This is a genomic window from Taishania pollutisoli, assembly GCF_014518315.1.
GTDB classification, from domain to species: Bacteria; Bacteroidota; Bacteroidia; order Flavobacteriales_D; family Crocinitomicaceae; genus Taishania; species Taishania pollutisoli.
This window is the reverse complement of sequence record NZ_JACVEL010000001.1, coordinates 158,974-173,087: the sequence shown is the minus strand read 5'-3', so window position 1 is coordinate 173,087 and position 14,114 is coordinate 158,974. Positions and strand designations below refer to the sequence as shown.

Annotated in this window: 6 protein-coding genes; 4 read left to right on the top strand and 2 right to left on the bottom strand. The window is 41.0% G+C overall.

The window, feature by feature from the left end:
- Positions 1–177: 177 nt before the first annotated feature.
- From H9Y05_RS00685 to H9Y05_RS00675, 3 genes are all read left to right on the top strand, one after another.
- Positions 178–3,354 carry a LamG-like jellyroll fold domain-containing protein gene (locus H9Y05_RS00685; RefSeq protein WP_216713230.1) on the top strand — a complete coding sequence of 1,059 codons (3,177 nt, stop codon included), beginning with the start codon at positions 178–180 and terminating at the stop codon, positions 3,352–3,354.
- A gap of 210 nt (positions 3,355–3,564) precedes the next feature.
- The gene (locus tag H9Y05_RS00680; RefSeq protein WP_216713229.1) at positions 3,565–5,835 is read left to right on the top strand and encodes a hypothetical protein; all 2,271 of its coding nucleotides are present in this window, start codon (positions 3,565–3,567) and stop codon (positions 5,833–5,835) included.
- A gap of 127 nt (positions 5,836–5,962) precedes the next feature.
- Positions 5,963–9,526, top strand: a complete 3,564-nt coding sequence (locus H9Y05_RS00675) for a DUF7948 domain-containing protein (protein ID WP_216713228.1) — start codon at positions 5,963–5,965, stop codon at positions 9,524–9,526.
- A 50-nt stretch (positions 9,527–9,576) separates the two neighbouring features.
- Here H9Y05_RS00675 and H9Y05_RS00670 read toward each other — a convergent pair whose 3' ends face one another.
- Entirely contained in the window at positions 9,577–10,008 is a 432-nt protein-coding gene (locus tag H9Y05_RS00670; protein ID WP_235992059.1) for a hypothetical protein, read from the bottom strand.
- Between the two features lie 230 nt (positions 10,009–10,238).
- Between H9Y05_RS00670 and H9Y05_RS00665 the strand changes: the two genes are divergently transcribed.
- On the top strand, positions 10,239–11,249 hold the full coding sequence (locus tag H9Y05_RS00665; RefSeq protein ID WP_216713227.1) for an NAD(P)/FAD-dependent oxidoreductase: 1,011 nt from the start codon (positions 10,239–10,241) through the stop codon (positions 11,247–11,249).
- Positions 11,250–11,441: 192 nt separating this feature from the next.
- Here H9Y05_RS00665 and alaS read toward each other — a convergent pair whose 3' ends face one another.
- Positions 11,442–14,054, bottom strand: coding sequence for an alanine--tRNA ligase (alaS, locus tag H9Y05_RS00660; RefSeq protein ID WP_216713226.1), 2,613 nt, complete (start codon positions 14,052–14,054; stop codon positions 11,442–11,444).
- Positions 14,055–14,114: the final 60 nt, after the last annotated feature.

The window sequence follows — 14,114 nt, the reverse complement described above, 5'->3', positions numbered from 1 at the left end:
GCATTCATTCAATTCAGAATCAGACCATATTTTGTTTCTAAATGGCTAATTATTAGATGTATGTTTTTTAAAATTTTTCAATAAAAATGTTTTTTTATTGAAAAATCTATTATTTTACACTGCCCTAAGCAACTATTTTCGTTGAAAATTAGTTTAACTATCAACTAAAAATTTATCATGAAAAATAAATTTACTACTATCAAACAACTTGTGTTTTGTTTGTCTTTACTTATAGTTCCTTTTTCTTATGGACAAGATAATGCTTTAAATTTTGATGGTGTCAATGACTATGTTAATCTGGACCCGGTTTCAGCTAGCTTGGCTGGTTTGACTGCATTTACCGTTGAATTATGGATTAAACCCGATGTAATTCAACAAGAGCAATACTCTTCTATTTTTGCTATTAATCGAGCTACGGGAGATTTGAATCGTCTTGTGATTAGATTTGGGGGCCCGATAGAAGGACCGAATACAAGTGACAAAATCGTTGTCAATGTTCCTGTCGGGCAGACGAATAATGTACTCGTCGGAAATATAGGTGTTTTAGACGGAGTATGTCATCACGTAGCGTACGTTTATAATAACGGAGTTTCTAAACTATATATAGATGGAACACTCGAAGGTACGATGAATTATCCTTATACTATTCAAAGCAATGATCGATTTAGCTTAGGGCAAGAATATGATGAGCCTATATATACCATATCACAGCTATACACAGGAGAAATGGATAAGCTGAGAATATGGAACAGTGAAAAGTCTATTGCTGAAATTCAGCAACTCATGAACCAGACTATTGTAGGAAATGAACCCGGATTGATTCACCTATACAACTTTGATCAAGGAGTGCCGGCAGGCAATAATACTTCAATATCAAATGTAATTAATAGTGTAAATCCGAATTTCAATGGAACCCTTGTTAATTTTGCACGTAACGGGCTTACATCTAATTTTGTCAATAGCGAATGTATTCAACAAACTCCGCAATCCATGCAAGCTTCATTCGATACAACTGTCAATATACTTTGCAATGGTTCCGGATGCAATTACCAGGGTCCCAGCATTCTGATTAATGAGTTGATGATTTCACCATCTGCTTATGACGGATCCATTTCGGGCTTTGGTGGAGTAGGAGATGGAAGAGGAGAATGGATTGAGCTTTACAATCCGAACCTGTGTGAGCCGATTGATATTTCCTGTTATTACCTGGGAAACAACACCAGTGAAGGAAACGGAGGATTTCGGATTCCTTCGGGAACAATTGTTCCTCCGGGAGGATTTTGTATGGTGAGGGGACAAAACATGTCACCGGTACCTGCAAATCTATTATATGCTAATGGTGGAAATGTTGTAGAAGTAGTTGTCCCGTACAATATTAACGATCCCGGAGTATGTTCCAACGGTACACGGGTATGGTTCCCGAATGCAGGTGGATGGTTTGCGTTTTACGATGCAAATGGTGTTCCCCAGGATGCTGTATCCTGGATTAATTCCGCAGGTGTTTCAGGTCAGCCATGTGTTCCGTCTTTGACCGGATGTAATTCTGCACCTTCATTGAACTCATACGATAATATTCCGGCGAATAGAAAAAATTACATCGGAAGTGGTGCTGTTGTACTGGACTATTCATACCGAAGAATTCCGGATGGTGGTGCGTGGTCTGGAAATGGAACACCTACTTACGCAGATTGTAATAGTACATGTATTCCCCCGATGACATCTACCTGTGCAGGAACAGCAACAATCAACGTGACAGGGGGAACAGCTCCGTACACATACGCATGGGATGATTCAGAAGCACAAGTTACACAGACAGCTACTGGATTGTGTGCCGGAACATATACATGTACAGTTACAGACGCAGGGGGAATTACCCAGACATTTCAAGTGGAAATAGATGATCTTGTACCGGATGTAAGTGTATCCATTCAGGATGAGGTATGTGTTGACGGAGCAGCGGTAACTGCTGTCGGGTCACCACAACCTACAGGATCTGCGACAGGCGTTTATTCGGGAACAGGATTTACCGGAGCAACAATCAACCCGGCTACTGCAGGGCAGGGACAATATACAGTAACATATACGTATACGGATGAAAATGGATGTCACAATAGTGCTACCGATCAAATTACCGTTAACCCGCTTCCGGTAGTTGCCATAACAAATGTTGCGTCACCTTATTGTGTGGAAGTGCAGAATGCAAACCTTCAGTTATCTCCTGCCGGAGGTCAATTGAGTGGAACAGGTGTTGCCGGAAACCAGTTCTCTCCGGCTACTGCCGGAGTCGGAAGCTACAACCTGACGTATGAATATACGGACGGAAATGGTTGCGAGAATTCAACGGGAGTTGCCGTACAGGTAGTGGAAGCGGCTGAACCGACAATCACGGCGCCGGATGATCTCTGTATCGACGCCGCAGCAGTGACCATTCAGGTAGCACCGACAGGTGGACAATTACAAGTAAACGGGACGAACGCATCCTTTTCTTTTCTTCCTGAAACGTACGGAGACGGATCACACACGCTTGACTATTCATATGTAGATGCAAATGGTTGTATTGGTTCAACAACAGAAACAATCAATGTACACGATTTGCCGATCATTGTCATGAGTTTAGATCCTGTTTACTGTTATGAAAGTGGTTTTTCACCAGTTGCACCACAGCCATCAGGAGGAACATTTTCGGGTGATAATGTAGTGAACGGAGGAATTAACATAACAAATGTTGCACCAGGAACTTATGCTGTGCATTATGAAGTAACAGACGCTTTTGGATGTTACAACGAACGGGATGACAGTTATACAGTGTCAACCCCGATTACTCCAGGTTTTGATTACGCAGTAGACTGTTTTCAAAAGTTTGACGGTAACGCAACACCTTTGAATAATGCTTATCAATACAACTGGAACATTGACGGAACCTCTATTAATGCAGGTCCGATATACACACAACTTTTCCAGGAAGCAGGAACATATCCGCTGATGTTAACAATTACAGATCAGCACGGCTGTCAGTACGATACGCTAGGTGCTATTGTCATCCCTCCGGGAGTTTCGCCGTCTGATTTTGTGGTTCCGAACGTAATTACACCCAATGGAGACGGTGTGAACGATTACCTGGCAATGCCTGTTCTGTTGGATGAATGTTTCACCTACAAAATTTTGATTATGAACCGTTGGGGGAATATTGTCTATGAAATGCACAATGTAACATCCGTTTTCGACGGGCGGAACAAAAATGGACATGAACTGACAGAAGGGGTTTATTTCTACCAGGTTGTTTCTGATGATTTTGATTGCGAAGATCCTGCAATGAAAGGATTCTGTTCCGGGTTTATTACAATTGTAAGGTAGTTCTCTGCCCGGAGCAAATCAGTAAGGATTGGAAAGCAGATAGCTGTTTTTCAGTCCTTTTTTTATGCTCGAAACAGGCCTTGGGAAACACAGGTGAAATTTTAATTCAGGGAGTATGAACGATTGTTAATCCCCGGATGAATTTAATCTTTTCTCGGAATCAATTGTTACCTTTGAGCGGTATTCAGGTTATAGTTAAAACAAAGAATAATGAAACAAATTTATGTACTGCTTATCATAGGAATTGCTTTTATTCAAACTGTTTTTGGTCAACAACAACCGTTGTCACCGGTAGAACGGGCATATTTGTTTCATATTGTTAAGAAAAGTCCCATTCTCAATGATCACATCGGACGTTACTTTGAGTACCGTGGAGATGAAGTGAAATTTGCCAACGGCAACCTGAATTATGATTCCATTGAATCGGTAATTATCAATAACCCGGATATGTTAATTATCCGTGAACAGGAAATAGCTAAGTCCGCAAAAGGGATCTTAGCGGAAGCGGCAAACAAAACGGCCATCTGGGAACTCAATAAAATGTTGTTGGCAAAACGCACCAAAGACCCTGTTTTTAATACGTATGAAAACAGGTACGCCCGTTTTGAAGCGATTTTGATGAAGCACATGCCCCCCTCTGTGTTAAATGAAGATAGAACTGCTCCGCATCCGCGTCTGGACAATGTGTTGAACCCTGGTTTGTCGTTGGATGATAAAGTAGCTCAACTCGGTTCGTTCAGAGGTATGACAGATCAGGATGAGTTACTGGTAATCCAGGGAATTTCCACCACAATCAATGAATACATTGAACAGCGAACAAAAGAAATTTTTACCTACCTCGGAGGAGAATACACAACCTTTGTAAATGTACTCACAGCAGCCGGAGACGGGAGTCTTACATCCGGGTTGTTGGATGAACGTGAAAAAGACGAAAAGGGTAGATGGAACAGAGGGCTTCCCAAGGCAATCGGCTTATTTCCCTACCAGGTGTATCTGACGCAGCCAACAACAAAAAAAGAGGAGCCGAAAGTGGAGCCGATGCGCTATACGATTACGGATTTAACAACTGTTGGGGAGAACCGGGCAACTAACCTCCATTTTGACGTGTGGGGATACAATGCATCCAAACAAACAACAGTAGTGATTGAAAAAAACGGAAAATCGTACCATTTATTTGGATCCGGAGAAACACGTTTCCTGTCTCCCGATAGTACGTTTTCTTCAGGAACGACGTTCCAGAGCCTGATCAATGAACTGGAATTTGTAAAAATTGCCGGTCTGACCGAAAAAATATCCGGGAAGCGCGGATACGAATACTGGATTGAATACTATACACAAAAGAAAAAAGAAACGGAACTGAAAATTGTAAAAGCAGAGAAAAGCTATTCAGATTTGGGGTACAAGCCGATTACGACCTCGGATAAACCATCCGGAAAAGTTAAGAAAGCGAAGAAACGTGCAATAAAGGCCGGTGTGGGAGCTGATAACTGGGATGCGGAGCCGACAACCTATTCGGGGAAAAAACAAAAAGGAAGCGGACAGCATACGATTGTTTCACTGTACCAGCAATTTGATTGGTATAAGGCAAAAATCAAGGAGTTGGAGAAAGAAAAACTGGAGGCAATTGACTTACGTGCCAGGTATCAGCTGAAATTGGACGGATACAAGCAATTGATGGGATACAATTGGGTATCACATACCGAAAAAGACGGATTATACCTGTTTGCCGATTCAGCTACATTTGATATGTACACGCAGGAATTCCAGTTCCCGGCGTCAGACAAATCGGAAGATTTTGAAGTGCGTTTGATTGCCATTCCTGAATCAGTACTTTCAAATCAGGCGGATGAGGTGATGCTGCATCTTTCCCTTATTGATTCAAAACCGAACTACAATGCACGGTTACAGTTGCAATTAGTCGACCAGTTTGAATCGGATAAGTACGAACTGAAAGGGAATCTATTGGATGAGAAAGACAGTATTTCTCTGCGTCAGTTCTTTGAAGCAATGCTGGATAAAGAAAAAGAGTTTTCTATTATTGCCAGAGGACAGGGGATCGGAAAGTGGAATGGTGTTCAGGTTACCAAAGATATTGCAGTTGCGGAACAAATAACCTACGGAAGTGCAGGAAAAGAAGATGAAGCATTTAAGCGGCTGCGCTTCAGCGAGGTGATGATCAATATTGAACGGGGGATAATGATGGAAGTAAATTCATATACGGATCCTGTAAAATCGAACTTCAGTTCCCCTAATCCTGCGATTTCAGCTTTGAAAAATCAGTATAAACTGAGTAATAACGATTTATTGAGTGCTTACCGCTCAGCTGCGATTTTAAAGAAATTTAAGGAGGAAATGAGCGTATTAGCGGGAACCTATATGACACGTGAAGAAGCAAAGATTATCATTGATCGTTTTAATCGTCAATTTGAAAAAACAAAAATTACTGTTGGGCATGGTTCCATTAAAATTGCTGAATTTTAATAATTTTCTTCTTTTTAGCTGATTTTGGATGGATTAACTGTTATTTTTTTACCTGTTTGAGCACCTTCCGATTAATTTTTGCGTCTACTAATTAAATTTAGTATTTTAGCAAAAACTTCACTACTCTATGAAGCATTGGATTTTTCTTTCATTCGCTTTTATGCTGTTCAATGGGCGCGCGCAGGAAATTGCGCATAAGCACTCCATTCACCATGCTTTTGTTGAAAATAAAGGTCAGTGGGATGAACAGGTTCTTTTCAAATCCAGATTTCAGGGAGGAAATATGTGGGTTCAACAACACAAGTTCGTATTTCATCTACAAGATTTCAGGGAAACAAACGAAGCGCATGTAGGAAAATCAGCTTCCCCTAAAAATGAAAACAAACAGCATGTCGTTCATTTTAATTTTCAGCATTCCAATGAAATAACCGGCATTGAAAAATCCGGTAAAACGGACATGTACTACAATTATTTTATAGGGAATGACCAGCGGAAATGGGCAAGTGACGTGCGAGGGTACTCAGAAGCGGTATTGCAAAATCTGTACGATGGAATTGATTTAAAACTAATTGAAGATGAACTGAACCTGAAGTACGAATTTCACGTACATCCTTCCACAGATCCCGCGCAGATTAAAATTGAAATAGCCGGTCACGATAAGGTATCGATTGATGCCAAAGGAAATTTGAATATCGTCACACCTGCAGGGCAGATTATGGAAGAAAAACCCTATGCCTATCAGATTAAAAATGGTAAAATTATTGATGTACCATGTAAATTTATCCTGAATGGTGCTATTCTGACATTTGAATTGGGAACATACGATCCGACGGTACAGCTGGTTATTGATCCGACATTAATCTTTGCAACGTATAGTGGGGCGGTAACGGATAACTTCGGAATGACCGCGACATATGCTTATGACGGATCTGCTTATTCCGGAGGAACGATCTATGGAAACAATTATCCCACACCGGATGCAAATGCATACGATATTACTTCCAATTTTACAGTTACCCAAAACCCGACCTACGGGATCACAGATGTCTTCATCTCAAAGTATTCTCCCGATGGTACAACCATGATCTGGACCACGTTCCTGGGAGGGGGGAATGGTGTGAACGGGACAGAAACCGTCCATAGTTTGATCGCAGACCAGAATGATAATCTGTATTTGTACGGGGCGACATCCAGCCTGGATTTCCCGATTGTGAATGGCTACCAGGCTGCACATGCAGGAGGAACATCCGGATCGAATTATTACTACAATGGCGTTTATTACAATGCGGCAGGAACAGATATTTATGTGGCGAAATTATCCGCTAACGGACACAATCTGCTCGCCTCTACTTATTTCGGAGGTTCCGGGAACGACGGGGTGAATTATAAACTGACGTCCGGAAATTACAGTACGTACGCGTCTTATGATTCATTAACCAATAATTACGGTGATCAGTTCCGGGGAGAGGTGATGTTGGATCAATTGGGAAATTGTATTATTGCATCCTGTACCCGGTCAATGGATTTCCCTGTTCAGAATGCTTTTCAACCGACACTTGCCGGAGGACAAGACGGAGTCGTGTTTAAACTGAGTTCAGATTTATCAACTCTGATTTGGTCTTCTTACTATGGAGGTTCCAATAACGATGCCTGTTATTCCGTTAAAGTAGATTCATCGTACAATGTTGTCGTTGGGGGAGGGACGAGTTCGAATAACCTGCCCGGAACAGCAGGTGGATGGCAAAGTACTTATAACGGCGGGAAAACAGACGGATTCGTCTTCAAGTTGACTCCCGACGGGCAGACAATTACACAGGCAACGTATGTCGGCACACCAAATTTGGATCAGGTGTTTTTTATTGAAATTGACAGGAATGATAAAGTTTTCTTACTCGGACAGAGTGCAGGAGGTACATTCCCTGTACTGAATGCTCCCTATTCAAATGCGGGAAGTTCTCAATTCATTGCCAAATTGAATGAGCAACTTACAGCACTTGAAAACGCAACTGTTTTTGGAAACGGTTCGTCGACGATAAACATTTCACCTTCAGCATTCATGGTGGATATTTGCGGAAACATATATGTGTGTGGCTGGGGAGCGAATATTTTGCAGCAATCATTGTTATCGGGCATGCCTGTTACTCCGGATGCCTTTCAAACAAATTCTCCGAATGGATTTGATTTCTACCTGTTTGTATTAAAACGAGATTTTTCCGATATTTTATACGGAAGCTACCTTGGAGGGAATCAGGCTCAGGAGCACGTGGACGGAGGAACATCCCGTTTTGATAAACATGGAATTGTTTACCAATCTGCTTGCGGAGGTTGCGGTGGATTCAGCGACTTTCCGACAACTACCGGAGCACATTCGATGAATAACATGAGCACCCGTTGCAACAACCTGGTGTTTAAATTCGATTTTAATCTCATACCGAATGCTGAATTCACCGTGGATGAAACTATTGGGTGTGCCCCGTTTACTGTAACGTTTGATAATTTTTCTTCTGGTTCTGACTCTTACCTGTGGGACTTTGGAAACAATGATACGACCTCTGTTATTTTTAACCCGACGATCACCTATACCATTCCCGGAACGTACCTGGTGAAGCTGTATGTTACAGACAGTATTTGTTTGCTGACAGATAGTGCGGAGATTACAATTACGGTTACAGACCCGATCCAATTGACGACGACTCCCGATCAGGTATTGTGTGTTCCGAGTCAATTAGACCTGACGGCATTCACAAACGGGACAGCAGATACATTTTTGTGGAGTGACAATCCTTCTCTATCACCGGTATTAAACAGTAATACGGCCGATTCAACCCTGGTGATTACACCATCCGGTCCGACAACCTATTATGTACAGGTATCCAACCCGGGTTGTTCCAGGGTAGATAGTGTAATCGTTGATTTTATCGGTTCATCCATCCATCTGACCGGAGATGATACTCTATGCCTCGGAGAAATCAGCACATTGACGGCAGTTAATTCCAATCCTGCGGTGAATTTTACCTATCAGTGGAGTCCGGCAGGTGCTATTGTCAGTGGAAACGGAACTAACCAAGTGCAGGTAAACCCGGAGCAATCGCAATACATATACGTAACAGCAACGGCATTGAATGGATGTGTTGCGGAAGATTCGATCTGGATTGCTGTGGGAAGTATTCCTGACTCGTTGATTGACGCCACAGCAAATCCTGCAGTTGTCCCGGAAGGAGGAGAAACTCAGTTAACAGCGATGCCGGACGGATACCAATACATCTGGTTTCCGACGAATGTGGTAAACAGTCCATATACGCAATCAACAAGTGCGACAATTGATGAAACAACTAAGTTTACTGTGTTTATTTCAGACGGTGTCTGCCAGAAAATGGATACGGTTTGGGTACAGGTATTTCCGTTTGTTTGTGATGATCCGTTTGTGTTTGTCCCCAATGCATTTACCCCAAACGCAGACGGAGAAAATGATGTGTTGTACGTTTATGGTGCAATGATCCAAGGGATTTTATTCAGAATTTATGACCGTTGGGGGGAACTGGTCTTTGAAACGACAGACAGAAATAAAGGGTGGGATGGAACGTTTAGAGGAAAGCTTCTCGACCCGGATGTATATGATTATTACCTGCAGGTAGATTGTGTGGGTGGACTTCAGAATATCATTAAGGGAAACATCACCCTGATGAGATAAAAAAAAGAAGTACCGGGTTTTCCAATACTTCTTTCTCTCATTGTTTGATCTTAATTTTTTTCAAAGGTCAGGTAATCGTGATTACCGTCATCATCCCGATCGATTAATTCAATTGTTGTTTTTGAATTAGAGAGGATGTCCCAATCATCATTCAGCTCGTCAAAATTGTTGCTGATATTGTTGAAAAAGATATTGAAGTCTAAATCATCGTTACTGTCATCTGTTTGAATGCTCCATGTACCACTGTTTGAAAAAGATCCGTTGGTCGCGGTAATTGTTCCTGAACCGTCAAATGTAAATGTATACCCATTGAAGTGATAGGTTTCATCTTCACCGGAATCGACGTATTTTGTTACTTTCCAATTTCCTTCCTGAATGCTTTTTTCAATCTCTTTTTGTTGTTTTTTACTCTTTTTACACGCTGTAAGTACCATAAATCCGGTCAAAGCTGTTAAGAGAAATAATTTATTTACTAAACTCATATCTTTCTTTTTGTTGATTATTTAACAAAAGTATGAAATAAAACAGGTGTAAAGCAAGTGTTTGAAAACAAAATGATTGAAATAAATGAAGAATGTCGATGGATCTTATGTTGAGTCTAAATCAGGTGTCCTTTATCTATTGAAATTACCCCTTTAGGTATGTTAATACGGCAGATAACATCATTCTTTTGCTTAAATTTACACCCGAAATTTAAACTAACATCATCGAAATGATCGAAACAGATATATTAATAATTGGAGCAGGTCCGGTAGGACTGTTCACAGTTTTTGAAGCGGGATTACTGAAGTTAAGATGTCATCTGATTGATTCGCTTCCTCAACCCGGAGGCCAATGTTCGGAGATTTACCCGAAAAAACCGATTTATGATATTCCGGGTTTCCCTTCTGTACTGGCAGGTGACCTGATTGATAACCTGATGGAGCAGGCAGCACCTTTCAAACCTGGTTTTACTTTAGGTGAGGCGGCAGTATCAATTGATAAAACAGAGGGCGATAAGTTTATTGTTACAACTGTTAAAGGAACAAAACATATTGCTCCTGTTGTTATGATTGCAGGGGGGCTGGGAGTATTTGAGCCTAGAAAGCCGCCAATTGGAAATATTGAGGATTTTGAAGATAAAGGCGTTGAATACATTATCAAAGATCCTGAATTTTATAGAGGAAAACGTTGTGTAATTGCCGGGGGAGGAGATTCTGCATTGGATTGGTCGATCTTCCTGACAGAAAAGAATATCGCAAGTGAGGTAACATTGGTTCACCGCTCTGCTTCTTTCAGAGGACACCTGGATTCTGTTCAAAAAGTGATTGACCTGGCTGAAGCGGGGAAGATTAAATTAGTTACGGAAGCAGAGGTTGTTGGTTTGAATGGATCCGAAAAGTTGGATAGTGTTACCATTAAGCATAACTCGGAAGGAGAATATACGAAGGAAACGGATCATTTTATCCCGCTGTTTGGACTAAAACCTGCCTTGGGTCCGATTGCTGATTGGGGACTGGAAATTGAAAAGGGAGCGATTAAAGTAAATACGTTGGACTATTCAACCAATATCCCCGGCATCTATGCAATCGGGGACATCAATACATATGAAAATAAATTAAAACTGATCTTGTGTGGATTTCATGAAGGTACTTTGGCTGTTCAGTCTGCTTTTGCCCGTATTCATCCGGATAAGAAAAATATTCTGAAGTATACAACTGTAAATGGGGTTCAGGGATTTTAAGAGACTTGTTTTGTTGTAGTTATTAAAAAAGAGCCGGATGTGTTATGTATCCGGCTCTTTTTTGTTGGGGAATGCCTTGGGGAATTAAAGGAGTGGTAAAAAATATCGCGGTAAGCGGGTGTTTACCGCGATATAATTGAATTTTTAATCGTTGACAATATTGTGGTATGTACATATCGCAATATTGCGATATCACAATTTTCCTTTAATTAGTTCTATCGCAGAATTTAATCCTGCTGTATTTTTTCCCCCGGCTGTAGCAAAGAACGGTTGTCCTCCTCCTCCTCCCTGGATCAATGAGGCTGTTTCTTTGATTAAATTTCCGGCGTTTAATCCCTTGTTTTGAATCAAGTCATCTGTCAAAATGATGCTCAGTGAGCATTTGTCTCCCTGATCTCCTCCGACAACCCCCAGAAAACTCGCATATTCTCCTTTTAACTGGAACAAGATGTCTTTGACAGAACCAGCATCCATTGTCACCGTTTCACCAAGGAAGTGTGTTCCATTCAATTCTACCACTTTTGATTTCAATTCCTGTTTAACGATGATTGCGCGTTCTTTTTGGAAGCGTTCAATCTCTTTTTGCAATTCATAATTTCTTGTTTGCAGATCAGAAACAGCTTTAACAAGATCTTTCGGATTTTTCAGAACAAGTGCAACTTGTCCTAATGTTTCTGACCGTTCTTTGTAAAAGTTTTCCGCCACAACAGAGGTAATTGCTTCAATTCTCCTTATACCAGCAGCCACTGCTGTTTCGGTAGTTATCTTAAACAATCCGATCTGTCCGGTAGATGTAACATGCGTTCCTCCGCACAATTCGACAGAATCTCCAAATTTAATTACGCGAACAGTATCACCATATTTCTCTCCGAATAATGCCATTGCCCCCATATCTTTTGCGACTTCCATAGGGGTGTTTCTGAATTCTTCCAATTCGACATTTTTTCGGATTTCCAATACAACTAATTCTTCGATCTCTTTTAATTGCTCATCGGTTACTTTTGAGAAATGAGAAAAGTCAAAACGGAGATAATCAGGACTTACTAATGAACCTTTCTGTTCAACGTGCGTTCCTAAAACAGTTCTGAGAGCATGGTGTAATAAGTGTGTTGCAGAATGATGACACATAGACAAAAAACGTCGTTTTACATCAACAACAGCCTGAAAAGCAACTCCGACATTCTCCGGTAACCTTTCTGCCAGGTGAACAATCAGGTTGTTTTCTTTCTTGGTATCAAAAATAAACGTTTTTTCTCCGTTAACCTCTATATATCCTTTGTCTCCAACCTGTCCTCCTCCTTCCGGATAGAAAGGTGTCAGGTTGAATACCAATTGGTAAAATTCTTTTTGTTTTTGTATGACTTTCCGGTATTTTACAAGATGTACCGTTGTCACCAGGTGATCGTAACCAATAAATTCTTCAACAGTATCTTCTCGTAGAATTACCCAGTCATCTGTTTCCAATGCTGTAGCTGCTCTTGAGCGATCTTTTTGTTTGTTGAGTTCTGTTTCAAAGGCTTTTTCATCTATTGAAAGCCCGTTTTCCCGTGCAATCAGGGAGGTTAAATCCAGGGGAAAGCCATATGTGTCATACAGTTCGAATGCATCTGATCCGGAAATAATAAGTTCTCCTTTGGACTTGACATTCTGCATTAACATTTCTATTCTTTTTATCCCCTGTTCCAAGGTTCGGAAAAAGCTTAATTCTTCTTCTTTGATAACCTTGTAGACCAATTCTTGCTGGGCTCTGAGCTCCGGGAATGCATCACCCATTACATCTGCCAATTTGGTTGACAGCTCGCACAGGAACGGTTCTTTTAAGTTCAATGTTTGGTAACCGTATCGAACAGCTCGTCTCAAAATTCTACGAATAACATACCCTGCACCTGTATTAGACGGTAGTTGTCCGTCAGTAATTGAAAACGCAATAGCACGGACGTGATCGGCTATAACTCTCAGTGCAATATCGGTTGGTTCATTCACCCCGTATTTTACGTCAGAAATTGTTTCCATCTTTTGAATCAAAGATTGGAACAAATCTATATCGTAATTTGATGTTTTACCTTGTAATGCGACAGCCAAACGTTCTAATCCCATTCCTGTATCCACGTGTTTTTCAGGAAGCAAAACCAAGGAGCCATTTGCCATTCGGTTAAATTCCATGAATACATTATTCCATATTTCGATCACTTGAGGATGATCTGCATTGACCAATGTTTTTCCGTCAATTTTGTTGCGATCGGAATCGGATCGTAAATCCACATGAATTTCTGTACAAGGTCCGCATGGTCCCGTATCACCCATTTCCCAAAAATTATCTTTTTTAGAGGCCGGAATAATGCGGTCAGCGGCAATATACTTTTTCCAGATTTCTATGCTTTCTGCATCTACAGGGACGCCATCAGCTTCGTCACCTTGGAATACAGTGACATACAAACGATCAACAGGGATTTTATATACTCCTGTCAGTAGTTCCCATGCCCAACTAATTGCCTCTTCTTTGAAATAATCTCCAAAGGACCAATTTCCTAGCATTTCAAACATTGTATGGTGATAGGTATCTACTCCTACTTCCTCCAGGTCGTTATGTTTTCCCGAAACACGTAAACATTTTTGAGAATTGGCCACCCGTCTGTTATCCGGGACTGCATTTCCGAGAATGAAATCCTTGAACTGATTCATACCAGCATTGGTAAACATCAATGTCGGATCATTTTTCACAACCATTGGTGCTGAAGGAACAATTTTATGGCCTTTTGACTCAAAAAAACTTAAAAACTGCGAACGTATTTCCGAAACTGTCATAAAGTAATCTTTAACATAGAATTTGAGTCCGCAAATTTAGTCGATTATTTGAAGATTTTT